At 49.8% G+C, this 26,180-nt stretch carries 26 protein-coding genes and 1 riboswitch; of the genes, 6 read left to right on the top strand and 20 right to left on the bottom strand.

Translation table 11 applies throughout. The annotated features are described in order from the left end of the window. Positions 1–115 precede the first annotated feature (115 nt). Positions 116–1,102 (top strand): LysR family transcriptional regulator, encoded by a 987-nt coding sequence (locus IEW11_RS12170; protein WP_188531330.1) that lies wholly within the window; start codon positions 116–118, stop codon positions 1,100–1,102. Between the two features lie 89 nt (positions 1,103–1,191). Here IEW11_RS12170 and nthA read toward each other — a convergent pair whose 3' ends face one another. The 12 genes from nthA to IEW11_RS12110 form a co-directional block, all read right to left on the bottom strand. Continuing rightward, complete coding sequence (gene nthA / locus IEW11_RS12165; RefSeq protein WP_188531329.1) at positions 1,192–1,845, bottom strand: nitrile hydratase subunit alpha; 654 nt, start codon at positions 1,843–1,845, stop codon at positions 1,192–1,194. Next, complete coding sequence (gene nthB, locus IEW11_RS12160) at positions 1,835–2,551, bottom strand: nitrile hydratase subunit beta (protein WP_188531328.1); 717 nt, start codon at positions 2,549–2,551, stop codon at positions 1,835–1,837. The genes nthA and nthB overlap by 11 nt, the downstream gene beginning before the upstream one ends. 29 nt (positions 2,552–2,580) lie before the next feature. Then, positions 2,581–3,639, bottom strand: a complete 1,059-nt coding sequence (locus IEW11_RS12155) for an ABC transporter substrate-binding protein (RefSeq protein WP_188531327.1) — start codon at positions 3,637–3,639, stop codon at positions 2,581–2,583. Positions 3,640–3,667: 28 nt separating this feature from the next. Further along, positions 3,668–4,459, bottom strand: coding sequence for an ABC transporter ATP-binding protein (locus IEW11_RS12150; protein ID WP_229725206.1), 792 nt, complete (start codon positions 4,457–4,459; stop codon positions 3,668–3,670). A gap of 24 nt (positions 4,460–4,483) precedes the next feature. Further along, complete coding sequence (locus IEW11_RS12145; RefSeq protein ID WP_188531326.1) at positions 4,484–5,326, bottom strand: ABC transporter permease; 843 nt, start codon at positions 5,324–5,326, stop codon at positions 4,484–4,486. Positions 5,327–5,416: 90 nt separating this feature from the next. Continuing rightward, complete coding sequence (locus IEW11_RS12140; RefSeq protein ID WP_188531325.1) at positions 5,417–5,611, bottom strand: hypothetical protein; 195 nt, start codon at positions 5,609–5,611, stop codon at positions 5,417–5,419. Between the two features lie 36 nt (positions 5,612–5,647). Continuing rightward, the gene (locus IEW11_RS12135) at positions 5,648–7,072 is read right to left on the bottom strand and encodes an amidase (protein ID WP_229725203.1); all 1,425 of its coding nucleotides are present in this window, start codon (positions 7,070–7,072) and stop codon (positions 5,648–5,650) included. A 479-nt stretch (positions 7,073–7,551) separates the two neighbouring features. After that, a complete protein-coding gene (queF, locus tag IEW11_RS12130; RefSeq protein WP_188531324.1) occupies positions 7,552–8,052 on the bottom strand; it encodes a preQ(1) synthase in 501 nt (166 codons plus the stop codon). Between the two features lie 24 nt (positions 8,053–8,076). Beyond that, entirely contained in the window at positions 8,077–8,823 is a 747-nt protein-coding gene (gene queE, locus IEW11_RS12125) for a 7-carboxy-7-deazaguanine synthase QueE (protein WP_188531323.1), read from the bottom strand. Beyond that, complete coding sequence (gene queD, locus IEW11_RS12120; protein ID WP_188531322.1) at positions 8,816–9,256, bottom strand: 6-carboxytetrahydropterin synthase QueD; 441 nt, start codon at positions 9,254–9,256, stop codon at positions 8,816–8,818. The genes queE and queD overlap by 8 nt, the downstream gene beginning before the upstream one ends. After that, positions 9,253–9,918, bottom strand: coding sequence for a 7-cyano-7-deazaguanine synthase QueC (gene queC, locus IEW11_RS12115; RefSeq protein ID WP_188531321.1), 666 nt, complete (start codon positions 9,916–9,918; stop codon positions 9,253–9,255). Before queC ends, queD begins: the two co-directional genes overlap by 4 nt. 49 nt (positions 9,919–9,967) lie before the next feature. Continuing rightward, positions 9,968–10,012, bottom strand: a riboswitch (PreQ1 riboswitch). Between the two features lie 47 nt (positions 10,013–10,059). Next, positions 10,060–11,466, bottom strand: coding sequence for an MATE family efflux transporter (locus tag IEW11_RS12110; RefSeq protein WP_188531320.1), 1,407 nt, complete (start codon positions 11,464–11,466; stop codon positions 10,060–10,062). Between the two features lie 164 nt (positions 11,467–11,630). On the opposite strand from IEW11_RS12110, the gene IEW11_RS12105 reads away from it, so the two are divergent. Both IEW11_RS12105 and IEW11_RS12100 read left to right on the top strand, forming a co-directional pair. Further along, positions 11,631–12,509: a helix-turn-helix transcriptional regulator gene (locus IEW11_RS12105; RefSeq protein WP_188531319.1), complete on the top strand. Its 879-nt coding sequence runs from the start codon at positions 11,631–11,633 to the stop codon at positions 12,507–12,509. Between the two features lie 72 nt (positions 12,510–12,581). Beyond that, positions 12,582–13,490 carry a DMT family transporter gene (locus IEW11_RS12100; RefSeq protein WP_229725201.1) on the top strand — a complete coding sequence of 303 codons (909 nt, stop codon included), beginning with the start codon at positions 12,582–12,584 and terminating at the stop codon, positions 13,488–13,490. 265 nt (positions 13,491–13,755) lie between these two features. Here IEW11_RS12100 and IEW11_RS12095 read toward each other — a convergent pair whose 3' ends face one another. From IEW11_RS12095 to hprK, 6 genes are all read right to left on the bottom strand, one after another. Then, positions 13,756–14,958 (bottom strand): SLC45 family MFS transporter, encoded by a 1,203-nt coding sequence (locus tag IEW11_RS12095; RefSeq protein WP_188531318.1) that lies wholly within the window; start codon positions 14,956–14,958, stop codon positions 13,756–13,758. Then, positions 14,955–15,698: a glycerophosphodiester phosphodiesterase gene (locus tag IEW11_RS12090; RefSeq protein WP_188531317.1), complete on the bottom strand. Its 744-nt coding sequence runs from the start codon at positions 15,696–15,698 to the stop codon at positions 14,955–14,957. The genes IEW11_RS12095 and IEW11_RS12090 overlap by 4 nt, the downstream gene beginning before the upstream one ends. A gap of 77 nt (positions 15,699–15,775) precedes the next feature. Then, entirely contained in the window at positions 15,776–16,261 is a 486-nt protein-coding gene (gene infC / locus IEW11_RS12085) for a translation initiation factor IF-3 (RefSeq protein ID WP_188531316.1), read from the bottom strand. Between the two features lie 153 nt (positions 16,262–16,414). Then, a complete protein-coding gene (locus tag IEW11_RS12080; RefSeq protein ID WP_188531430.1) occupies positions 16,415–16,600 on the bottom strand; it encodes a cold-shock protein in 186 nt (61 codons plus the stop codon). Positions 16,601–16,994: 394 nt separating this feature from the next. Further along, positions 16,995–18,494, bottom strand: coding sequence for an IMP dehydrogenase (locus tag IEW11_RS12075; protein ID WP_188531315.1), 1,500 nt, complete (start codon positions 18,492–18,494; stop codon positions 16,995–16,997). A gap of 83 nt (positions 18,495–18,577) precedes the next feature. After that, positions 18,578–19,489: an HPr(Ser) kinase/phosphatase gene (gene hprK, locus IEW11_RS12070; protein ID WP_188531314.1), complete on the bottom strand. Its 912-nt coding sequence runs from the start codon at positions 19,487–19,489 to the stop codon at positions 18,578–18,580. Positions 19,490–19,656: 167 nt separating this feature from the next. Between hprK and IEW11_RS12065 the strand changes: the two genes are divergently transcribed. Then, positions 19,657–20,568, top strand: coding sequence for a J domain-containing protein (locus tag IEW11_RS12065; protein ID WP_188531313.1), 912 nt, complete (start codon positions 19,657–19,659; stop codon positions 20,566–20,568). A 133-nt stretch (positions 20,569–20,701) separates the two neighbouring features. On the opposite strand, the gene IEW11_RS12060 is transcribed toward IEW11_RS12065, so the two are convergent. Both IEW11_RS12060 and IEW11_RS12055 read right to left on the bottom strand, forming a co-directional pair. Beyond that, complete coding sequence (locus tag IEW11_RS12060; protein ID WP_188531312.1) at positions 20,702–22,012, bottom strand: MEDS domain-containing protein; 1,311 nt, start codon at positions 22,010–22,012, stop codon at positions 20,702–20,704. A gap of 166 nt (positions 22,013–22,178) precedes the next feature. Next, a complete protein-coding gene (locus tag IEW11_RS12055; RefSeq protein ID WP_229725199.1) occupies positions 22,179–23,639 on the bottom strand; it encodes a CAP-associated domain-containing protein in 1,461 nt (486 codons plus the stop codon). Positions 23,640–23,852: 213 nt separating this feature from the next. Between IEW11_RS12055 and IEW11_RS12050 the strand changes: the two genes are divergently transcribed. Both IEW11_RS12050 and glpK read left to right on the top strand, forming a co-directional pair. After that, entirely contained in the window at positions 23,853–24,323 is a 471-nt protein-coding gene (locus IEW11_RS12050) for a hypothetical protein (RefSeq protein ID WP_188531311.1), read from the top strand. A 208-nt stretch (positions 24,324–24,531) separates the two neighbouring features. Continuing rightward, positions 24,532–26,022 (top strand): glycerol kinase GlpK, encoded by a 1,491-nt coding sequence (glpK, locus tag IEW11_RS12045; RefSeq protein ID WP_188531310.1) that lies wholly within the window; start codon positions 24,532–24,534, stop codon positions 26,020–26,022. Positions 26,023–26,180: the final 158 nt, after the last annotated feature.

The raw sequence follows: 26,180 nt of genomic DNA, 5'->3' as shown, positions 1-26,180 counted from the left end.
CCTGTTTTCATTAAAAATCATTCGAATCTCGCTTGTTTGTAACCTATTGTGTAACTATTTATTACATTTAGGGAACATGCTACTATCATGTACTATTCGAATGGAGTGTGATGATATGGATTGGATGGATATCCATTATTTTGTGACCGTCGTTCGTGAGCAAAGCATCTCGAAAGCCTCCCGAATCCTTCATATTTCTCAACCCACCCTTACCGCCCGGTTAAAGAAACTGGAAGCGGAATTCAACACACCCTTATTGGAGCGCAACTGGAAGGGCGTGGAGTTAACGATGCAGGGTCATCAATTTTTGCTTTATGCCGTGCAGGTACTGGATGAATTCAAAGAGATGAGCGAAAAACTGCACGAGCTCATTCCAGATACTCCAGCCCAAGCCGAGAAGCTGAAGCTGGGAGTGCTCCGGCCGCTCGGCCCATACTTTATCTCTCCCGCTCTGCAGCTGCTTAAGCAGGATTATCCGGATATTAAATACGACGTGATCACCGGGTTAACCGGCTATCTCATGGAGCTGATCTCCGTGCGCAAGATTCATCTCGGCATCATGCCTTATTTCAAGCCGTTTCCAGGCTTATCATCGGTTACTCTCTTCCAAGAAGAAATCGTATTGCTCGCGCCAAAAAAAGACCCCCTTCGGACAGAGCTCGCGACAGGCCGCTGGAAGTCGCATTTACTCTCCAGGCCTTTCTATCTGTACGGATCGAAGTTCCCTTTCAGAAAAATCATTGATTGCGCGCTGCACGATCTGCTCGGACAGCTGCCGGACGTGATCCATGAAGTAAACGATACAAATACACTGGTAAATCTGGCTTCGACCGGTTTCGGTTATACCATTTTGCCGGCTTCCTATATATACGACGCCTTCGATTTGCAGAAGCTCGCCCGGGAGCCTTTGGGCCATGGTTTCTCCGTCATCGATCACAAGAACATCCCTTACACTATTTTTTTCCTGCCCTCCTTCCCCACACGGGCCCTCTACTTGGTTTACCCTGATAACTGGGATTCGGAGCTCCCTTTACGCCAGATCGTTCAAGATATCGCATCCGTCTATCAAACGAACGAAGCGCTGCATTTTGCAAAAATATAAGAATGTCCATGATCAACCCTTACTCCTAATCGAGCACAAATAACCCTCAGCCATACCGGATGGCTGAGGGTTATTCACTTCCTGCAACTTTACACTACCGCTGAGACAATGGCTGTCCCAACCATCGCATCCCGGCTTACAAGAGCAGCGAGCTCTTCTTCACTCATACGCTCCGTACCCTCCGGACGCTCAGGCAGCACCAAATATCTAATCTCCGCATTACTGTCCCATACTCTGATTTCCACCGATTCATTCAATTCCAATCCGAACTCTTTTAGCACACTCCTAGGGTCAATCACAACCCTGGAACGGTACGCCGTGCTTTTATACCAAGTCGGCGGCAAGCCCAATAACGTGCGGGGGTAACAAGAGCAAAGCGTGCATACGACTACATTATGAATGCCCGGTTCATTCTCCAGCACAACCAATTCGGCCTGCAGCTCCATTTCCGCTACCGCTTCTTTTCCGTTCTGCAGAAGCCTTTGTTTAAACGCCGGATCCTTCCATGCCCGCGCAACGATCTTCGCACCCAGCATCGGTCCGACTTCCTGCTCATAATGGCGGACCAACCGATCGATCTCCTCCATCGTTACCAACCCTTTTTCAATGAGCAAGGATTCGATCGCCATCGTCCTCAGCTCCTCGAATGAATCCGACAATACATGCGGATGATCGTGATCATGGTCGTGATGATCGTGGTCATGGATATGATTATCGCGGTAAAGCTCTTCCTTACTTTTCATCCTGCACCCCCTCCAATTCCAGATAATCTTCCCAGAGTTCGATGTATAACTTGTCATGGGGAGATGCATCCTCTCCCCATAGATCCTGAGCTTCAAAGCGCACCCGATACACCGTCTGATAAAGATCGATTCCTTTATGGACCTTCGTATCAGGCAAGATGAAAAGGCCGTGTATCGCCTCAATAACGCCTACTTTATCGCGGACATACCTGGGGATGCGCGTATGCCCAAGCGGCGACATCAGCTTCGCCCTGACGGACATACCAGGTGAAAACTTAGGCACAATCGCTTCGGACGGCTCCGCCGTCCCCGCCGCCGTTTCCAGCACTACCTTTCTAATCGCCGAAGACATCGGAGGCTTCACCTTCCGAAAAGCTCCAAGATGAGGCGCGGGAGAGATGCCGGGCGACAACTGCGCCATCTTCCCCTGCAGCTCTTCTTCCGTAAACACGCCCCTCTCTTTCAACAGCGCTTCCGTTCGCAAAAGCCATATTTGATAATAGCTCGAGCCCATGTAGTACACCGGATCAATCCGCTCGATGGCATACCGCGTTTCATCAAGATGGAACAAGCGGTGTTTGCTCCTCATCAGCGTTTGCATTGCGGTCAAACGACCCTCCCACGGCTCATGAAAAACAGGCTCATTCTCTTCATACTGTACAGGGCCCAATCCATCCATTCCGCCTACATCATGAATGCCATTCATTTCATCAACCCCATTCCCCTTCGTTACGATTACTCGACAGCATCGGCATAGCTGTTATCAATAATATCCGCAGCCTTCACGTTCTTCGCGTCGGGATTCGTCGTTGCAGCCAATTGATTCAACAGGAATTCAATCTCACTTTCAGGAACCTGGAATTCAGTCGGCCAGTGCGATTTGAAATACTCATACGCGCCGTCCAACGCTTCCCGATCCGTCACTTTCGTCCATTTCTCCAAAGCGTCCAGCGTCGCTTCCTTTTCCGTCTGCGTCAACAAACTCGCCTCTTTATAAGCCTTGAAGAAATTCTCGATGACCTGCGGATTTTTCTCAGCGAATGGCTGGTGAACCCCTCCAACCATGTAGGTCCCTTGAATCCCCTCAATATCGCTTAAGGTCGCAAGATTAGTCAGCCCCATTTTTTCAGCTTGAAAGGACATCGGCGGCACGAGAAGACCGGCAGCAACCTTCCCTTCGCTGATCGTCGGCAAAATGGAAGCCCCTACGTACAAAACCTCCACATCTTTGCCCGGCGCCAGCCCGATGGATTGAAGCAGGGTTATCATCGCATACTCATTATTTCCCCCAGGGGCAGATGCGCCTACAACCTTGCCTTTCAAATCCTCTAAGCTTCCAACTCCTTTGGCGTATAACATATACGGAACAGATCCGATCGTCCCGCCTATCTTGACTTTATCTGATTTGACCGCCGCATCAACAACATTAGCGCCCGAGAAGGCAATCGGCACTTGACCCGTAATGAGGCCGGCCGTAATGGCCGCAACATCAAGGGACACCAGATTAACCTTCAGGCCGTATTTCGCCCAAATATCTTGCTCTTGCGCCAAATACATCGGGCCGTACGCGATGCCGGAGGCCGTCATCGCAACGGTGACCTCCGTAAGCTCTCGACTCGCCGCCGCTTCTTCAGTCTGCGCGTTCCCCGAATTTGTACCGGAAGCCTCAGCCGATGCAGCGACTTCTGTTCCTGAGCTTGCGCCGCTGCCGCCATTTCCGCAGCCAGCTAAAACCATCATTATGACAAGCAATAATAGTAATGCACTCTTCTGTCTATTCTTGTGTTTTTGCATGACTTTCTCCCCAGCCCCTCGGCATTCTTTATTTTTTTTCGTTCAGAATTAACTCACGGATCTCAGCAACCTTTGCCAAAAATTCCGGATCGGCTTTTGTCGCTTCATTCCTCGGACGCGGAAGCTTGATCTCAAGATCGGCCGCAACCACACTTCCCGGCCCTTTGGATAAAACAATGACGCGGTCTGCCAAAAAAACTGCCTCATCGATTTGATGGGTAATAAACATGGCCGTTTTTTTCGTCTCCTGCCAGATGCGCAGCAGCTCATTCTGCATTACTTCCCGTGTCTGCGCATCCAGTGCGGAGAACGGCTCGTCCAGCAGCAGCAGCTCCGGATCGGAAGCAAGGGCACGGGCCAAATTGACCCGCTGCTGCATCCCCCCCGATAGCTCGTTAGGATATTTATGCTCATTCCCGCCAAGCCCAACCAGCTTGATCATGGCCATCGATTTTTCCTCCATGACCGCCGCGTCTGTCCCGCGCAGCTCCAATCCGTACTTCACATTGCCGACAACCGTCCTCCAAGGAAGCAGTGCGGGCGATTGGAATACGACGGCCCGATCCTTACCCGGTCCGGATATTTTGATTCCGTCGAGAATCAAATGACCTTTGTTAAACGGAAGCAGACCTGCAACCGCATTTAGAAAAGTGGATTTGCCGCATCCGCTCGGACCAACGATGCATACAAACTCCTGGGGTTTGATTTGCAGCGATACATCCCGAACCGCCTGCAAATATTCACCCGTCCGCTTCACCCGGTATTCAATGCCCACATGCTCGGCAACCAGCTTATACTCCGTCGGCATCTTCATCGCCATCTTCAATCGCTCCCTTAGGTTACATTATTTATGAATATCCACACGCCATTTGTCGAAATGTCTTTCCAAGAGCTGTACCAGACTGGTCAAAATAACGCCAAATCCCGCGATAATGATGAGCCCGACAAATACAAGATCGGTCTGAAAGGTTTGACCGGCCGTAAACATCATATGGCCTACACCCATTGTAGCGGCGGTCATCTCGCCAACAACAACGCCAATCAGCGCATGCCCAAGCCCAAGGCGAACCCCGGAGATAATCGCCGGCACCGAACTCGGCAGCACGACGGTTTTGAAAATTTGATAATCCTTGGCATTGTATGAACGCGGCACATTCAACAGTACCGGATCAATCGTCTTCACACCCATGAGCGTATTGAAGACGATCGGGAATATTGAACTCAGAAAAATGATGGCCACCTTCGAGCCCATCCCGATCCCGAACCAGATAATGAACAGCGGCACAAGCGCGATCCGCGGCGAAGCGTAAAGAAAGTTGAAGATCGGATCAACCAAATAATTGAACTTGGGATACCAGCCCATCACGATACCCAGCGGAATGCCGATGACCAGAGCCAGGCCAAAGCCGGCCAAAAGCTCGCTGCCGCTGGCAATAAAGTCATTCACAAAACCTTCCGAGGACACATACTGGATTCCTGCCGTCCATATTCTCGCCGGGGAACTCGTAAACAACGGATCGACAAGATTTACCCGAACGATCAGCTCCCACAAAGCCAATAAAAACACAACCCCGCTTGCCCCCAAAATAAATCGTTCATTGCTGTAATAGAACCTATTCCATTGGCGTTTAGGAAAACTTGACAGGTCAATGCCCGTCACCTCTGCTGCCTTCTGACTCGTATTCATCGTAGTCATCTCTCCTCTCGTATCCAAACCAGATTATTCCGCCGTCTCCCAATGACAGAAGCGGCGATTTTTAGTGACCATTCCCATTTGTTAGGCGCGCGTGACAACCGGCACAAAGACCGCTGCCGGCTCCAGATCGAAGGGGAACCCATCCGAAACCGATCGGACTTGATCCAGCATGCCAGGCAAGCAGGCGGAGAACTGTTCCAAATAAGGCAACAGCTCAGGATGCAGCACCCTTCCGTTCAATTTGTCGGACACAGCAATCAACAACTCCGCATTCATGGTTCACACCCCCTTTAACCCTGTTTCTCATCGATTCTAGACAGCCGCGGAGAGCGATACCCCACTGGCCAAAAGCTGTTCCATAAAATAGGCAGACCTGAAAACCAGCCCTTCCTCAAATGGCCTTCCCTGTATTTGCAGACCGATCGGCAGCCCCTCTTCCGTCAACCCGCATGGTATCGAAACAGCCGGATAACCATTAAAGTTGCTCGGAGGCGTTCGGCTCGATACATCCAAATTACGCGGATCAACCTCGTTGCCGTCTAATGAAATGGTATCGGCGTAGATTGGAAAAGCCGGTATCGCCATTGTCGGGCTGACAAGCAGATCGATCTTTTGATAGACCTCATCCCACGCTTTCAGATGCTGCGTCCGAAGCCTCTGTGCATTGATATAAGCCCATGCCGGAATATATTGCCCCGTCTCCAGACGCTTGCGGATATTAGATCCATACTCCTCGTAGGATGTTTTCAGAATCCCCGAATGGTATGCGTATATCTCGGATAACGAGATGATTCCACGGGCATTTACAGCATCATAAATATCCGGCACGTCAACAGCGACCAACTCTGCCCCCAGCTCCTCGAAGCGAAGCAGCGCACTGCGGACGGCCCGTTCAACCTGCGGATCAAGTCGTTCAAAGAAATACCGCTCACACACCCCTACCCTCATTCCTTTAAAAGGTTTGGAGCCTTCGCAGGAAAATGCCTCTGTATAATCCGGCACCGGATGAGAAGATGAGGAGGGATCCAAGGGATCATAACCTGCGATGACCGACATCACGGCAGCAGCGTCCCATGTCGTCTTGGCCAGCGGGCCCGCGTGATCAAGCGAGGAACTGAGAGGAAGGACGCCCCTGCGGCTTACGCGGCCGTAAGTCCCTTTCATTCCGACGATACCGCAGAAGGAAGCCGGAATACGAATCGAACCGGCCGTGTCAGTGCCTAATGAGAAAATTGAGCTTGAAGCAGCGACCGAAGCGGCTGAGCCCCCGCTCGAACCCCCAGGATTCATTGCCGGGTTCCACGGATTGCGCGCCGGCCCGAAATATTCATTCTCATTCGTTCCGCCGAACGCGAATTCATGTAAATTGTTTTTCCCTACTAGCACAGCCCCAGCTTCCCGTAAGCGAATAATCGCTGTCGCATCGTAGTCAGGTATGTTATGCTCAAGAACTTTTGACCCCGCGGTCGTGCGTATTCCTTTGGTCGTGTATAGATCTTTTGCGGAATAAGGGATGCCATGCAGCACGCCTTTATAATGCCCGCCCAGAATCTCCTTCTCCGCCAAGGCGGCACTCTCCATCGCCTCACGATGCAAAACTGTAATGTATGCATTGAGCGTAGGTTCGGTCTCCTCAATACGCTGCAAACATTCCTTTACCAAGTCCACCGGAGACAGCTGCTTCGTTTGAAGAAGAGGAGCCAGTTCCAGGATCGATTTATCCATAAGCTTCTCCACTTAACCACCTCCTCGATATTTTCATGTCATGTATTTGTACATATAATAACATCAAATATGAAAATACAGCTAATAGGAAATGCTGATAGCCTATTTTATAGATAAAACTTACATATAAATAACATATAAAGACATTTTATAAGAATTAAAAGAGGGAGAAGCAGAAACGACTGGCGAGGTCTTTGCTAGACAGGATTCCGTTCGCAGTGGGTCTAAACCGGCATAAGAGCAAGCTTACCCTTCCGAAAAATAAAAAAGAAGCTGACCCAAAGTAGATTTTAACTACAGTTGGCCAACCTCATTTTTCGTTTAAACGCGCATTTCCGATTGCGTGCCTCTTATTTAAATTTTCAACTAATCCACGTGTCTGCACTAACTGCCCGGAAAAGCTCCAGCTAATCGGCCGCTTGAACCGGTTTATAGCGAGATGAGCTGAATTAACGGGAGGTTTTCCACTAGTTAAAGTAGATTAGCTGAGGTTAACGATTATCGATTTTCTCCGGGTACAGATCATGGTTCATCAGGCGGTATTCCGCCATTGCTTCATATTTCGTGCCAGGCCGCCCCCAATTGCAATAAGGGTCGATGGAGATTCCGCCTCTTGGCGTGAACTTCCCCCACACCTCGATATAACGCGGCGCCATGAGATCAATCAGATCATTCATAATAATGTTCATGCAATCCTCATGGAAGTCCCCATGATTGCGAAAGCTGAACAAATACAACTTCAGCGATTTGCTCTCTACCATCTTCTCATCCGGAATATAGGAAATATAAATTGTCGCAAAGTCCGGCTGCCCGGTGATCGGACACAAGCTCGTAAACTCCGGACAGTTAAATTTCACGAAATAATCCCGGCCGGGATGTTTATTGTCGAATACCTCTAAAATTTCAGGGGCATAGTTAAAATGATAAGCGGTCCCCTGATTGCCCAGGTGGGTCACACCTTGCAATTCCTCTTTTTGTCTGCCTGAAGACATTGCTTATTCTCCTCTCTAATTGCGTTAGACGCCCCGTTTATTACCCCATAACCAGGTGTGGAGCTGGGGCAGTAAACGGACATGTTTTAATTCGGCGGAGCGCATGACACGCTCTACAAGATTCTCATACCGCTGAACCTGCCGGATCAGCATCCGGGACGGGTCCTGTTCGGCAAGATCATCATTGCCCGCCTGCACATAGAACGGGACTGCCGGATACCGCTGATGAACCGAAACCGCATATTCCAGGTCGGCCTCATCAAATACAACTACCTTAAGACTAACGCCTTGATGCCGATGATCGGTTAGGGCATTCACGATCCGATCCAGCTCGGCCCAGTTGGTTTCCATCTTGGAGCTGGGCGGCTTGGGCGACAGCGTAAGGTCATCGATCTGCAAGAACCAGTCCTGCCAGCGGCTGCCCTGTGTCTCCAGGGCGACCTTGATACCATGCCCGTGAAGCAGCTTTATAAGTGAACCTAGCGGCTCAATAAGCGCTGGATTCCCGCCTGAGAGCGTGACATGTCCGAACGAATCTCCGCCAATCGCGCGCAGCTCCTCATATATTTCCTCAGCTGTAAGCCGTTTAATATCTCCTTTTGCCGTACCATCCCAAGTAAATGCCGAGTCACACCAAGCGCATGAATAATCGCAGCCGGCTGTCCGGACGAACATCGTCTTTTGCCCGATGACCATTCCCTCCCCTTGCACGGTAGGACCAAAAATCTCGAGCACGGGAATCCGGCTTTCCTTCCTGCCGTTATCAGCCATGCCGACGCCCCGCTTTCGGACGGTAGACGACGTAGCTGGTTGGTGTCTCCCGCAAAAATACTTGGACACAAACAGGCCGATGCGGCAGTGTATCCAAATGGGCTTGAATGATGTCCGCAATCGTTCTGGCCGCAACCTCAGTGGTTGGGAACAGCTCCGGATTTTCATCGTCAAAGCTTGCATCCTCATTTAACACCCGATGGTCAAAGCGGTCGTGAATCAGTTGTTTTATCGTTGCAAAATTAATCAGAAATCCCGTGGAATCAAGGGTATCACCGGCGATCGTCACGTTAGCGAAATACGTATGCCCGTGCACGCGCCTGCACTGTCCCGCTTCCTCGCTCGGTATATAATGCGCCGCCGCGAAATGAAAATCTTTATTCAGCTCATATGCATAGGAATGGTTGACCTGCGGATAGATCTGCTGCATCATAACCGCCCACCTTCTTCCTTCGCTGCCAAATACTTGTCCAGGCCATTGCGCCTGAGCACACAAGCCGGACATTCACCGCAGCCATCGGCAATAATGCCGTTATAACAGGTCAACGTGCGGCTGCGCACAAATTCAAACGCGCCCAGCTGGTCGGCAAGCTCCCACGTTTGTGCTTTATCCAGCCACATCAGCGGCGTATCAATGACGAAAGGATAATCCATCGACAGGTTTAACGTCACATTCAACGACTTGATGAATACATCCCGGCAATCCGGATAACCGCTAAAATCCGTTTCACAGACGCCGGTGACGATATGTTTTGCCCCGCTTTGCTTTGCCAAAACCGCAGCAAAGGAAAGAAACAATAAATTCCGTCCGTCCACAAAGGTGGACGGAAGCTCGCCTTCCTTCGCCTCAATCGCGACGTCGGTACGCGTTAACGCATTAGGCGCCAATTGATTCAGAAGGGACATATCCAATATATGATGTTTGACGCCCAGCTCAGCCGCAATTCCGGCTGCGCATTCGAGCTCCTGCTTATGGCGCTGCCCGTAATTAAACGTGACGGCCTCGACTTCGTTAAATCTTTCCATCGCCCAGAACAAACAGGTCGTGCTATCTTGTCCGCCGCTGAATACGACGATTGCTTTATCTTTTTTCACCTTTCATTCACCTCAAATAGAAAAGAACGGCACCCCAAGGAGATACCGTTCTTCCTTAGTTTTTTATAGAGGGTAGCTAACGAACCTCTCCCGAAGCAGCCGCAGCCTGCGGCACGCCCGGATTTCTAATTGTCATACGTACTATACCACACTCGAAGACGATTGGGTAGACTTTGGCACACCCAGTGTCTGTTGCGCTTGTTTTTGCTCCGCCCTCTTCAAATATTTACGGTCATGCCACCGGTACAGAGATAGTCCGCCGCGGACATATTCATCGGCAATCATACACAGATATATACCCACCAATCCCCAGCCCATATGAATCCCCACCACATAGGAGAGGCCGGTCGCAATCAGCCACATCGACAAAATTCCAACGATCATCGTAAACCGGGTATCCCCGAGCGCATTAAGTGAATTGCCCAGCGCCATATTCAGCATCTTTCCCGGCTGAAGCACCAGATTAAGCCCTAACAGCGATACGCCCAGCGCAATGATCTCCTGATCCGATGTGAATAACCCTAACAATTGAGAGCCGAATACGTAAAGCAGCAGCGCATTAACGGACACGACAATGAGCCCAATGCGAAGCGCGCGGTAGGCGCTGGAATACGCCTCTTTTGTCCTGCCTGCTCCGAACAGATGCGCAATTTGAATCTGAACGGCCAGAGCGATCGAGTACCCGAGCATGAAGCAGAAGGATTCCAGCGTATTCATGTAAGTCCTGGCAGCCAGCTCCTGCGTGCCAAGCACCGCAAGGAACGTGAAAATAACTAACTGCGTAAACACCCAGCTGGACATGTTGACGCCAAGCGGCCACCCGATCTTCAATACCTCCTTGAACAGCTTTCCATTAAAGAGCTTGAAGTCCGACCACGCAATACGCTGTTCAAAGGCCCCTACAAACATAATGACGAGAAGTACAGTCGCCAGTAAACGGCTGACAACCGTCGATATTGCAACACCGGTCAATCCCCACTGCGGAAAACCGAAGGCGCCGTATATAAACGCATAATTTAGAAATACATGCACAATATTCATGCCAATTGCAATATACATCGGTGCCTTCGTATTCCCCGTGTTCCGAATCACCGTGCTCAGCGTCGCCATCATCGCCGTCAACACCATGCCGCCGCCAACGATAGAGATATAAACCTCCGCAAGCGGCAAAAGCTGCTCCGAAAGCTGAAAAAGCGCAGCAATCTTCCGCGGGATCAAATACAAAATCACACTGAGGACGATCCCGATCAGCACGGTCACATTAAAGGCCATGATCGCAATAGTCCGGGCATCCGCACCTTTGCCTGAACCGAGCTTCTGCGCAATTAAGATGCCCGCCCCGCTGGCTATCGTCATAAACAAGGTCATTAAAGCGTGAAACAGCGTGTTAGAAAATCCGACCACCGCCACCGCATCATCCGAGATTCTGCTTACCATTAAAATATCCACTGCGCCCAGCAGCAGCTGCAGAAACAATTCGATAAAGATGGGCCACGCCAGCAGCCATAGCGTAAACTTATTTTTCTCCTGCTTATTTTCAAGCGTCACAATAACCTAAACCCCCTGCCTGCAGACCCGGACTCTCCGGTGTCAGCAGACGAATCATCATAGTCTTATCAAATTATAGATGTTATACTGGGTTCCATGGTTTAATTTTTCAACCCAAACTTTCACTATTCCAACCTAATTTAATGATCAAAGCAGGTGATGGCATGACACTACTGCAGTTCACGGTACCGCCTCTTCCACATTACATGATCGGCGGATTTACGGTTGCGCCGGCCGGCCGCAGGCATCCCAGCCGCAAAAACATCCAAGTATTCGACCTGCTGGCCGTCACATCAGGCTGTTTATATATGGGCGAAGAAGACCGGCATTATGAAGTTTTACCAGGCCACGCGCTCATATTAAGACCGGACAGCTTTCATTATGCAACACGCGAATGCCAGGAGGACACCGGCTATTTCTGGCTTCATTTTCAGACGACAGGTCCATGGAGCACCGCTGCATTATCCGATTATCAAGCTTGGGCAGAACCCGCAGCATCGCCATTGTCCAATGCCCACACCACCCAAACGTTTACAACTCGGCTGCCCCAATTCACAAAGCTGCTGCAGCCCGGCAAATTATACGAGCTGCTGCGCCAGCTTGAGCTGCTGCTTCAAAAAGACCTGTCAGCCGGCGCGCGGTGGAAACAACAGATAATCTTTCAAGAGGTTCTGCAGCATTTGTCTGCATCTGTCGAGAGACCCCTGCCTTCTCCTTCTGCTGCGTGCGCCGAGCAAGCGGCCGCTTATTTAAGACAGCATTACAAAGAGAAATTAACCGCGCAGCAGCTGGGCGATCACCTGAACTTTCATCCGGTTTACATCGCCAGGTGCATGCAGGGCGCATTCGGGTGTTCGCCTTCCGAATACTTGCTGCGCTACCGCATCGAACAAGCCAAGCTTCTGCTGCTGCAGACGGATCTGACCATCTCCCGGATCGCGGAGGAGGTCGGCTTTAATCAAGCCGCTTACTTCAGCTCCAGCTTTTCCAAGCACGAAGGCATTCCCCCGCGCAAATACCGGCAGCGGTTCTCGCATGGATAATTCATCGGCAGTGTCATTTCCAACTCTTGACACATCAACCCAATACTCCTTAGGATAGGGAGAAGAAGGAAGGTGCAACTCAACTATATGTGGCTACTCTACGCATCTCTAGCAGCACTATGTTTCGGAGTCCGCGGCGCCCTGTATCACTGGGCCTCCAAGCAAGGGCTTGAACGCAATCTGATGCTTCTGGGCGTCTTTTGTACCGGCGCACTCGTCTGTCTGACCTGCGCCTTGCTGTTTCAACAGCAGTGGACGTACAGCGTGCTGACCGGAATCTTAATGGGTGTATTCTCATACGCTGCAAACGCTTGTATTTTCAAAGGATTTGCGGTAGGTAAAGCCTCGATCGTCGCCATACTTACCGGCCTTCCGCCTGTCGTCGTCATCATTCTCGGCTATCTCATTTGGCATGAAACATTAACATTGATGCAGTTTTCCGCATTTGCGCTGATCGTAGCAGGCATCCTGCTCGTCCGGTATTCGAATGACCTGCGGCTTGGCAACCTGCAGGGAGCGCAATGGGGCCTGCTGGCGATGCTGTTTTTCGGATTGAACGATATCTCGGGCAAGCTGTCGACCAAGCTCGATGCCGATCTGTTTCCGACCCTGTTCGTCATGTTCCTGACAGGCTCTATCTTCTTCTGCATCGGCTGGTTAGTAGACCGGAGCAAAGGAAAAAGCGCGCAGGAGCAGACACAAGCCGAGCACAGCCAAGCCGGCAAGAAGGGATGGACGGAGAAGCAAACGTTTATCTGCGGTATGCTGGTCGGCACAGCGAATGCACTGGGCATGATTTTTATCGTCACCGCTTTTGCAACCGGTATCACCGGACTGGTATCGGCCGTAGTTGCGATGAGTGTAGTCATCATCCTGTTATACAGCCGCATTTTTCTAAAAGACCAATTCAAGAAGGTCGAGCTTGCAGGAATGACTGCAGCAATGCTCGGCGTGGTGCTGCTCCAGCTGTTTGAAATCTGATCCAATTCACCAAGGAGGAACAGCAATGATCAAAGGAATCGGCCATCTGGCCTGCGATGTCTCCGATATGGAGCAATCACTGCAATTTCCCGAATCACCGCAGATAAAGAGCATCTAAAATGACTCTGACGGCCTGAGCTGTTGATGAACGATCGCTCCCGATCGGATCTTCATAACATAATTGACACACAAAAAAGCCATCCGTAAGGAAGGCTTTTTTCTCTATGCTTTTGTTACTGCAGCTTGAAAACAACCCGTTAAAAACCTAGCCGCCTGTATGCTGCGTTACTTCCGGCGCGGCTTGAACAGTCTTGCCATCATGCTTCACGAGCAGCAGGAACAGCAGTGCGAGCAGCATGCCTCCCGATGCACAGATAAATAACGAGCCATAACCAAACTGGTCAATCATTAAGCCCAGCAGCGGCGGCGAGGAAATGGCCGCCAGCGAGGAGACCAAATAATATAATCCCGTTCTCGTACCGATGCTGCGCTCGCTTCCGATTGACACAACGAACGGATAGGAATTGATGTTGATGCATGCCCAGCAGATCCCTCCAAGTCCAAGCATGACACGCAGCAGCAAGACGGTGTCTATAAGCGGAATCGCAGCGAATACGAGGAATAACCCGATGATTCCGATCAGGATCATTTTTTTCTTGCCGTACCGGTTGCCCAGCCAGCCGCTTGGGATTGCAAACAAGACGAAGAACAAGGAAAAGAAGGTTAAAGAGAAGGCGGAGACGCTTTCTTCCAATCCCATGTGATGTTTGCCATACAAGGTGAAAAGCGCCTCAACGCCTTGATAGGAGACAAACCAGAAGAAGATGGCCGCCAGCAGCAATACCGTAGTCCGGTCCAGCTCCCCGCGGAGTTTAATCCGCTGTGGAGCTGCTGTTACAGGTATAAGGGCGTCCCGCTTCTCTCGTACATATTTGTACAAAATGAGCATGGATAACAGCGTGACGATCGAAGCCGCGAGAAAAGGAAAGGAAGGATTGGCGTTATACAGCACCGACCCCGCCCCAAACGCGATAATCGCCCCAACGCCCCCCATAAAGTTAATGATGCCGTTTGCTTTCGTCCTGAACGCTTCAGGTGTGATATCCGGCATAAGCGCAATAGTGGGCGAGCGATAGATGCTCATAGCCAGGTTCATGAGCACCATAAATAACACGAGCGTAATCAGGCTGGTATGGAAAGGAATCAAAACGATAAATACGGCGGCCAGAGGCATGCCGATCAGCAAATACGGCATCCGCTTGCCGAATCGCGAGACGGTGCGGTCACTTTTGTTGCCGATCCATGGCTGCAGAAATAATGCAAAATAATTATCAATGGTCATCATGAACCCGATCAACGCGGCGCTTTTCAGATAGGGATCCAGAAAGAAAGGGACAAAAGCATTGTACAACGCCCATGTAATGCTAATGCTGAAAAATCCGAAGCCAAGCAGCCAGGTCCTTTTCATTCCTTCGCCTCCTTGTTCAACAGCAGCGCAGCCAGTCTGTCAGGATAGTCCGTAATCATTCCGGCTACCCCTGCATCGATCAGCCGTTTCATCTGCTCAGGATCATTGACGGTAAAAGGGTGATAAGCAATTCCCCGTGCCTTCGCCTCCTTCACCCACTCTGGCATAACCGCATAATGGAAGGGATGGAGTGCATCCGCTCCGATCCGCTGCGCATATTCCCATGGCTGATACAGACCCTCCATATAAAGCGCTCCGGTTCTGATCTCCGGCGCCAGTCTCTTGCACTCTACCAGCGAATAATGGTTGAAGCTGGAGATAATGATCCGGTCACTCAGCCCATATTGACGAATGGCACGTATGACGGCCTCCTCGATCCCGGGATACAGCACAACGCCGTTCTTGAGCTCAAGATTAAGCTGAACCGGGTGCCTCTTGGCAATCTCGAACAACTCTTCTAGCGTTGGGACACGTTCCCCGTGAAAGGACCGATCGAACCAGGAACCGGCATCCAGAGCTTTCAACTGTTCCAGCGTAATATGCTGAACCCATTGAGCCGAGCCTGTTGTCCGCTTCAGCGACTCATCATGGATAAGGACCAAATGACCGTCTTTGGTCATTTGAACATCCGTTTCAATGGCATCAGCACCTAGCTCGATGCTCCTTTCAAAAGCGGCTATCGTGTTTTCCGGGCAATAACCTGACGCTCCGCGATGGGCAATATTTAAGACCGAGTCCAAGGCATACGCCTCCATTCTCCAATTTATAAGATCATTATAGTTGTCGAACATTATGCCTGTATAATCGAAATTATGAATTAACGCGGGTTGATCTGTACCATCGCTTGCTTTCCGCTCAACTGGATGCCTGAGGCTTTTGTGCCCACGGCAGCCAAATCCTTGATTAATTGCTCCAGCACTGCCTTTGCGGCCGGTCCTTCCTTGCCTTGAAGACGAATGACAAGCTTAACGGAATTCCCGGCTGTAAGCAGCTTGTCCGCCTGCCTCAGCTTCGTATCATAGTCATGCTGCTCAATATTGGCTGTCAGTCGGATTTCCTTCTCTTTGACCGGTCCAGCCTTCTTCTTCTCATCCCGCTTCTCCTGCTGGGCTTGCTGCTTCGCGGCTCCCCGTGCCATCAGTTTGCAAGGCGGAGGGCTGCTCATGAGCGAAGTGCAGACCAAATCCGCCTTCAGCTTCTTAGCCAGCTGCAGCGCCTCCTCCCTGTCTACAATCCCCAAATCTTCTCCCCGCAGCCCAGTTAAGTGAACCTCGGAAGCTTTAATTTTCTCATTGATCATCATCTCTGTGTCCTCCATAATTTATCCGGTTATGTAAATGTGCGGAAGCTTTGCTCTCTACGTTAAACATACACTATTTCAAGGAAAACGGGTATAGGGAGAAGCGAAAAGCCCGGCCGCAGATGGGCCGGGCTTTCGTAGATTTGAAACAGGCATTCAAGGCTTAAGCACAGGGAGCAGTCTCGAGTCTTCACTCATAACAGAATTGCAGATCGGGCAGACAGGCTCCGTTTGAAAGGAGAAGTCATCCCTCATCCAACAACTACAGCTGTCGCTGCTGCATGTCCAAATCGCCGTTTGTTCTTCTGGAATGGGCTCTACATTTTTCTTGGAATAATAAATAACGATCCCTCCTACAGGATTTCTGAAGGAAATCCGACTTCGTAAGCAACTACCCAGGATTTCTGAAGGAAATCCGACTTCGTAAGCAACTACCTAGGATTTCTGAAGGAAATCCGACTTCGTAAGCAACTACCTAGGATTTCTGAAGGAAATCCGACTTCGTAAGCAACTACCCAGGATTTCTGAAGGAAATCCGACTTCGTTCGTTCTCGATAAACCAGCTTTGTAAGCATCGTCTTTGCTGCATTCGATCCTTCAGCCATCAGGCCGCAAGGTCAGCTATACGCAGGAGGCTGCTCAGTGCGTTACTTTATTTTATCCAACTTTTTGACGATTAGTACTTTTTTGGATGCCTGTTTTTTAATTTCCGCTCTTTCGTCTATACCGGGATCGTCTACTCTGCAGAAAGGCTGCTCTCCTTCAAGATCACATCATGCGCTCCGCCTTCTACAAGACTCGTTGCCGAAACCAACGTAATTCTCGCTTTGCTTTGAAGCTCCGCGATCGTATTGGAGCCGCAGTTGCACATGGTTGACTTGATCTTGCTCAGCGTTTTCTCCATATTCTCACGAAGGCCGCCGGCGTAAGGAACATAGGAATCCACACCTTCCTCGAAGACCAAGCTTTGCTTGCCTCCCATATCATACCGTTCCCAGTTGCGCGCACGGTTGGAGCCCTCTCCCCAGAACTCCTTCACGTAGTTGTTCCCGACCTTCAGCTTTTTCGTCGGACTTTCATCAAAGCGGGCGAAGTAACGACCCATCATAACAAAATTAGCGCCCATCGCCAAAGCGAGCGTCATATGGTAATCGTGGACGATGCCGCCATCCGAACAGATCGGCACATAAATGCCCGTGCGCTCATAATATTCATCCCTCGCCTGTGCAACCTCGATTAGAGCAGATGCCTGCCCTCTGCCGATTCCCTTCTGCTCGCGCGTAATACAGATCGAACCGCCGCCGATCCCCACCTTCACAAAATCCGCGCCGGATTCCACCAGATACAGGAAGCCCTCCCGGTCCACTACATTGCCCGCTCCGACCGGAACGTCAAAGTTGTTCTTCACGAATTGGATCGTTTCGCGCTGCCACTCGCTGTATCCGTCCGACGAGTCGATACACAAAATATCCACTCCCGCTGCAACTAGGGCAGAAACACGTTCTGCATAATCCTTGCTGTTAATCCCGGCTCCCACAACATAGCTCTTATTCCGGTCAAGCAGCTCATTCGGATTTTCTTTGTGACGGTCATAGTCCTTGCGGAACACGAGATGGACAAGATTTCCCTGCTCGTCCACAATCGGCAGGCAATTCAGCTTATGCTCCCAGATCATGTCATTGGCTTCCGATAAGGTCATCCCCATCTTGCCGTAGATTAAGGATGAGAAGGGCGTCATGAATTCCCGCACTTTTTTACCTAGCGAATCTCTGCTGATCCGGTAATCCCGGCTCGTGACAATCCCCAGCAGCTTCCCTGTCGGCGTACCGTCATCCGTAATCGCAGCGGTGGAATGCCCATTCTGATCCTTTAAATCCAGCACATCCTGCAGCGTATGCTCCGGCGTGAGATTGGAACGGCTGACCACGAAGCCCGCTTTATAGTTCTTGGCCTTGCGCACCATCTCCGCTTGATCTACAACCGATTGCGAACCGAAAATAAAAGAAATGCCTCCGCATTGAGCTAGCGCTACCGCCATATTATGATCGGAAACCGCCTGCATAACCGCCGAGGCAAAAGGAATATTCAATTCAACCGTGGATTTCTCGCCTTTCTTAAACTTGGCAATCGGCGTTTTGAGCTGCACATTGGCCGGAACGTTATCCTTCGTCGTTAAATTAGGGATAAGCAAATACTCGCTGAACGTTCTTGAAGGTTCATTATAATAGTGTGCCATCGTACTACCTCCCTTAATAGCTAGAATAATTCCCCTGGAAAAATGATTATAGCTATTATAGGCAGTCCTGTTGGCCCTGTCAATTAAAATTCGGATTCGAGCCGCTTCATAAACTCTTCCGCCGCACTGTAGCCCTGCTGCTTGAGATACCAGTTGTTTGCTGCCGCCTCGATTAAACCTGCGACATCTCTGCCCGGCTGAAGCTGGATCTCGATATGCGGAATTCTGACATCCATATATTCCGTATACTCCGTCTTCATCTCCAGTTCATTATTCAGCGCATCCTCACGCCATTTTGTTAATTCAATATCAAGCGAGATTCGGGTCTCATCCTGAAATGCCTTCCTGCCGTACAGGCGGGAAACATTAACAAGCCCAATGCTGCGCAGAGCCAAAAATTCCTTCGTGGTCTCGTTATGAGTACCGAGCAGAGTTTGCGGACTCAGCTTTTTCAACACGACAATATCATCGGCAACAAGCCGGTGGCCGCGTCTAATTAATGTATGTGCCGTCTCGCTTTTCCCGACACCCGATTTGCCGCGCAGCAAAATGCCGATACCCGACACATTCAGGCACACCCCGTGAACGGCAATCTCCGGTGCGAGCGCCTTCGTTAAATATGCATCCAGCCGGCCTAGAAACTCAGACGTCGGCAGCTTCGTGCGCAGCAGCGGAATGCCTTCCTCATCGCAATATTTCTTTAAATATTTCAATCCCTCTTGATTCGCGGTAACCACAAAGCAAGGCGGGTGGTATTTGACAACATTACCGATCCGAAGGTTTCGCTCTTCTTCACTTAATTTATGTAAATAAGTAATCTCCTTTTTGCCCAATACCTGAACATGCTCCTGCGGAAAAAAATCAAAGTGGCCGACGAATTCAAGCCCCGGGCGGTACAGCCGGGATTTGGAAATGGTTCGGGTCAGGTTCTTTTCACCGGCCAATATTTCCAGTGAAAACGTCTTGGCCACCTCTTGTACTGTAACTGTTTTCATACGTAAATCTCTTCCTCCTCTCTCACATCGAAAGCGGGTCTGTTAGACTTATTATTCAACAATGGATAGGATTTCCCTCCCTTTTTATGCAATCGTAAATGAATGTCCACAGATTGTTTGAACAATTGCCATAGATCAAGTAGAATTGAATAGAGGTGACGAATTGAATGGACAACTTGAAACAAGCATACGATTTGCTCGGCCTTCCAGAGGATGCAACCAAGGAAGAAATTGAGAAACGTTATATGTTGCTCATGCGTCAAGCGCGTGCCCAGGAATCACGCCCCGACGATCAAGGCTCCCCGAATCACAAACCGATTAATTTTGAAGCCGTTAACCGTGCTTACAAGCAAATTTTAGAACATGAGGATCATAAAGCTTTAACTGAATTTAATACGGATAAATATGGAAAGTATAAAAATATGGCCGGTTTTGCCGAGAAGGCAGACCACTTCTTTCATTATTATAAGTTTCATCTGATTGGAGCCATTGCACTCATTATACTTATAGTTATCGGCATTAACAGCTACTTAGATAATAGAGCCGAGCAGGCCCGTCTGGCCGCCCTGCCTCCAGCCGATGTCACTGTGATGTACCACGGCGAATATTATATGAGTGACGGCAGCAATGAAACCCAAGCGTTGGAACAATCCATTCTGGCATTATTTCCGGATTGGCAGCGCGTGATCGCGGGCATCACTTATGTTCCGATCGAACCGCAAAACGAGCACGACATGGCTTCCTTACAGAAGAGCATCCTTAATCTCATGACAGAAAAACGCGATGTTTACATTCTGGACCGTGCAAGCTTTGACAATCTGTCTCGGCAAGGGTTGCTGCAGCCGCTCGACGATGCGGCCGAGGGCGTTTTGAAGCCTTTGCTATCGCCGGACATAGCGATTACCTCGCAGACCGAGGACGATCCGTCGCCGCGCGTCTATGGCATTGATATTACCGAAAGCTCTCTTAACGGGAAGCTTCCCCTCATCTACAAAGAGATGATTGCCGGCATTCGCGTCGAAGCCGAGCATCCTGAGAATGCACTTCATTTCATTCAGACATTTTTGCAAAACAATTGATCCGAACGTCTTCACCCACAAAGGCTAATCTCACTTAGGGATTGGCTTTTTTTGAACGCAAAAAAGGACAGGCAGAAGGCTGCGGCCCCGATCCTCAGTTAGTGGCTTTTGCACTAAAAGTTCACGAACCGGGTTATACATGTTTTCCTGCGGCCGCACATTTCAAGGGCAGCTTGACGGTTACAGTCGTGCCTTTGTTCAACGCAGTCTCGATTTGAATTTCTCCTGCAAAGTGATCCACGATATTTTTAACCATAAACAATCCGATCCCCTGCCCGCTTTTCTCCATATTGATCTTTTCATACTTTCGAAACAGCTTCTGTACCTGGTCACAGCTCATTCCGATGCCCTTGTCGGTGATGACCAGGGTTAGAACATCATTGCTGCTGTAGGCATCCAGCCTGACAATATGATCCTCCTCACTGTATTTGATCGCATTGCCAAGCAGATTGGAAACAATAAGCTTCAGTCCAATCGCATTGCCGATTAACCTTTCATCCGATAACGCGATGCTGCTTTGCAGGTCAATATTTTGCGTTCGGGCTTTCGTTGCCATAATGGAGACGACCTCATCAAGAATCGGAGAAATGACGAGCTCCGCTTTGCTCCACAGCGATTCCGTAGTCAGCATCTGTTCGGTATTAATGATGTGCGTGATTTCATTATCGATGACATCCACATAATCTTTAATCGCTATCAGCTTTTCGATGCTTCTCCCATCCAGATTATCGCCCAGCAGCATCGTTGCATAGGCCTTGATTACCGTTAACGGATTGCGCACTTCATGGGAGACCACATGCACAAAATCAAGCTTTTGCTTATATAAATCGACTTCCGATTGCATTTCTTTATGAACAGAAAAGGATGGAAAGATGCCGGTCCGATCCGGCTTTCCATACAAGCTCGAGCGTACCAATTCCGTATCTGTCATGAAGTATTCATGGCTTTTCAACAGCTCATTCTGGATGGAGGCAGAGATGGCCTTCCCATCATATATGCAAACCCCCAGCACACCGAAATCATTGATAGCGCTGTCACAATGTTGTTCATAAGAGATAATCTGTTCATAAATATCTTCCTGGCTCTTCCAAAATACGCGTCCCCAAGTACGCAAGGAAATATCATTGCTGAGGTATGGATGGAGCAGCTCCTCCATATTCCGGATCACCGCATGGGCATGAACAGCACCATATTGCAGATAAAATTCGACTTGCTCCTTGAAGTGGATCCGTTGAAGCAACTCCTCCTTCACTACTCCTTGCAGCTTCGCTTGGATAAGACGGTATTGATCGAGACTGTCTATGACGGCAACATGCTGGCCTTGTTCAAGTCCTGTCGCGATAAACGCCGCTGCATTGTCAATATAATCTTCCAAGGAATTATAGACATATAAAATATGAGCGCCATTTGAAATATCGATCTGGTCGGTTAAAGCCACTCTCATCGCTGTCACCATCCTCTGGTCCTATTTACTCGCGTCTACTATAACACATTCTGCGGCAATACGTACTCCCCCTGTTTTTAAACCGCCGATTTTTGCGCCTGAACGGCAAAAAAACAAGCACCTGAAGCCGCATTGCGGTTCCGGGTGCTTGTTTGATTCGTTTCGTTCACTTCGTGTAAAAATTTTGTGTGTAATAGATTTTCATCTCGCCGCCAAACTCAACGCCTACGCCCAGCCTTTTCGTATCGCCCAGTACATTCTTGCGGTGACCGAGCGAATTCATCCACCCGGCGTGAACAAAGATTGCATTGCGCTGGCCGGCTGCAATATTTTCCGCTGCCATTCGGAATGCGATGCCGTCAGCTTCCATCCGGTCGAACGGACTCTCGCCCCGCAAGTTATTGTGATCGAAGTAACGGTTAACCGCCATATCTTTGCTGTGCTTGCGTGCTGTACCTGCAATGAGATCATCCCATACAAATGCCGGTTTGCCGAAGTTTGCCCTCGCCGCATTCGCAAGATCGAACACTTGTCTCTCGTAGCTTTGGCGCAGCGCCTGACTCGGCGTTCCGTAGATCTGTTTCGCCGCATCCTCCACAGCCTTGTCTACAATATAAACAGCCATTACGCGATTGTTATTGTGCTTATCCAGGAAGATTGTCGTGTAGGCATTGTCAATCTCAAATACGTACTCGGTATTTGATTTGGCAAATAAATTAAGGACATTTCCCTTGAGCAATCCATTAAGCGGTTTGCCGTACAGCGAATTCAGCCCGCTGGATTCACTGCCCTGGCGCAAGCCTTTCTTCGACGACCAGTTATCGGATGTGGAGTACAATGCGACCACTTTGCCGTTTTGAACGCCGACCTGCACATAATTAGCATAGTCTTTGTTATAGATATACCAAGTAAAGCCATACTCACTTACATCTTTCCGTGCCGGCTGCCCCAGCTGCGCAAGCACCGTTTGTTCCGTATTTCCGATTGTCAGCCCGCGGACTGTAAATTCCTTATTCGTCTTCACAGCGGCCGCTTTGCCAAGCGTTAAATTTTGATTCAAGGCCCTCTTGATGAAGACAAGCGCCTCAGCCCGTGTCAGCTTGTCATCTGCGCCAAACCCGCTGATCGTATTTGACGTTTTGCCGCTGGCCAGCTTGTTGTCGAGCAGAAATTGCACCGATGAATTGACATCCAGCACTTTTCCTTGGGACGCAGCCAAAATTCGCGCCACCTGTCCCCGGTTGAATTGGGTCCCCTTGAAGTCCAGCATCACAGGCCAATTATATTCATTAGCTGCCTGATATAGGTTGTCATACCATGGCGCTTTCGTATTTACGGCAGGTAATTTAATATCAGGATATGCCTTGAATAACATGGATAAAAATTCAGGCTCCGTCACGTTGCCGTTCGGCCGAAACATGCCGTCTCCATAACCTTGGACAATACCGTTTTGGGCTGCCCACCGGATCGTATCCCTTGCCCAATGCTTCTGTATATCTATAAAGGTTACCCCTTCCGCCTCTGCCGGCTGGCTTGTGAACAGCGGAGATACACCCAGAACTAACAGAAATGCCATGATTACCTTCAATACTCTGAATCCGGTTGGTTTATTCTCGATGATGGTCAATGTGCTCCCTCCCAAAGTTTACATAATTCCAACTTCTTACTTCTACCTTAGCAGAGGTAGGAACAATTAGACAATGCTATTTTGCAAGAATAAGAATAATCTAATCTAAACGCGTACCCCCGGATTCCGTGTGATCTCCCTTCATCAAGATGGTTTTCGCCGGGGCCATATGGTATAATCACTAGCAAAATCAAGCGTGAAGCGGAGGCAGGTATGCTCAGTTTTGAAGAAAAGCTAACGATTTTCGAATCCTTTCCCCAGTTGCAGCGAAAGGATGTTTCCCTTGGACGCGTGAACTTTCATTATGAAGATAGCGCCTATGACAAAAAAACGGTGGGTTATCATTTGCACCCGGGCGGCAACGGTTTTGTCTACGCCGGACGACTGCAGGATATCCCCACCGACGATAAAGGTTTCGTGAATATCCGTGACTATACGGCCGAGCAGCTGCGTTCGCTCATCGACAGGTCGATTCGTTCCCTTACCGACCAGCCGGCGGTGTCCTTCGTGAAGCCCGTTATGGCGCAAAAGGAACGGTGGATCGGCCATGGCAACGAATCACTCGTGTTGAAATACGAAGACGAGTTATGGTACGTATATGCGGGAAATAACCTCGATTGCGCATTCGAGACGCGTGAAGAAGCGGTAGAGTATTTACGGGAAGAAGGTTTTACGGAAGGTTAAATGATGCGATGGAAGACAAAAGAACAAGCCGATCCACATGAGGGGCGCTTGTTCTTTTTTTATTGAACTCGTTAACACCCAATATGCTGCATTGCCTTCCAATTGCATAGGATTAATATTATAATCTCGCATATATCCGTTTATTTCACCGAAAGCGATTACAATTTACTCTCTGGCTGCATTTTATAAATCTGAAGCAGGAGGCATTATGAACAACTACATTTTATCGATCGACCAAGGCACAACAAGCACAAGGGCCATCTTATTTGACCATGACGGCGAGATTGTTCAGTCCGCTGGGCAGGAGATCAAGCAATATTATCCAAAGCCCGGTTGGGTGGAGCATGATGCAGAGGAAATATGGGTATCCGTATTGGGGGTCATTGCCTCCACGCTATCCAAGGCTGGCATTAAAGGCGAACAAGTGCAAGCCATCGGCATTACAAACCAACGGGAGACGGCGGTCGTATGGGATCGCCATACCGGACGTCCGATTTATAACGCGATCGTGTGGCAATCCAGACAAACTGCAGACCTATGCGAATCCTTAAGAGCCGCCGGGCATACCAAGCTTGTCCTGGAGAAAACCGGCCTGCTGATCGACCCTTATTTCTCCGGAACGAAGGTCAAGTGGATTCTCGATCATGTCGAAGGCGCCAGGGAAAAGGCCGAGCGCGGTGATCTGCTGTTCGGAACGATTGATACGTGGTTAATCTGGAAATTTACCGGCGGGAAAAAACACGTAACCGACTATTCCAACGCCTCAAGGACGTTGTTATTCAACATTTATGATCTTCGTTGGGACGCTGACTTGTTATCGCTGCTGGACATTCCCTCAAACATGCTTCCGGAAGTGCGTGCTTCCTCCGAAGTATACGGCCATACGGTGGAGCATCATTTCTTCGGCCATCGCATTCCGATCGCAGGCTGTGCAGGAGATCAGCAAGCCGCGTTATTCGGACAAACATGTTACGAAGTGGGCATGGCCAAAAACACGTATGGAACCGGTTGTTTTATGCTCATGAATACGGGAGAAGAAGCGGTAGCGTCCAAGAATGGGCTGTTGACCACCATAGCATGGGGGATCGACGGGAAAGTGAGTTATGCGCTGGAGGGCAGCGTATTCGTCGCAGGCTCCGCCATTCAATGGCTGCGGGATGGGCTGCGCATGATTAAGTCAAGCCAAGACAGCGAGACGTATGCGCGCAGAGTGGACTCCACCGAAGGCGTATATGTCGTCCCCGCTTTTGTCGGCCTTGGCACCCCCTATTGGGACAGTGATGTCCGCGGTGCCGTCTTCGGATTAACCAGAGGCACCACCAAGGAGCATCTGATCCGTGCGACACTGGAGTCACTGGCTTACCAGTCCAAGGATGTACTGCGTGTGATGGAAGAGGATTCAGGAATTACGTTAAAAACGCTGCGCGTGGATGGCGGTGCCGTTAACAACGAAATGCTCATGCAATTTCAAAGCGATCTGCTCGGCGTAAATGTGGAACGTCCGGTAATCAACGAGACGACTGCGCTTGGAGCGGCATATCTAGCCGGATTGGCGGTAGGCTTCTGGAAGAGCAGGGATGAAATATGCGGCAAGTGGAAGTCCGGTCATATCTATACCCCTTCTGCCGATTCCGACAAAAGCGAGCAGTTGTATGCAGGCTGGAAAAAAGCCGTCCGCGCCGCCATGGCTTTCAAATAAGAGCGCTGCAAAAATGATAAGTTAGAACAAATAGGGGCGCTGATCACCAAGGACCAGCGTCTTCTATTTCCCACTTCTATTCGTCCGAATCTTCCCATTTCTTCGAATAGGCTTTATTCGTCGCAAAGATAGTAGCCCATATCAAGAAAACCGTAATT

Origin of the sequence: Paenibacillus abyssi, from assembly GCF_014640295.1 — a bacterium.
Classification (GTDB): domain Bacteria; phylum Bacillota; class Bacilli; order Paenibacillales; family Paenibacillaceae; genus Paenibacillus_D; species Paenibacillus_D abyssi.
Note: the sequence above shows the minus strand (reverse complement) of the source record. Positions and strands in the feature narration are given on the sequence as shown.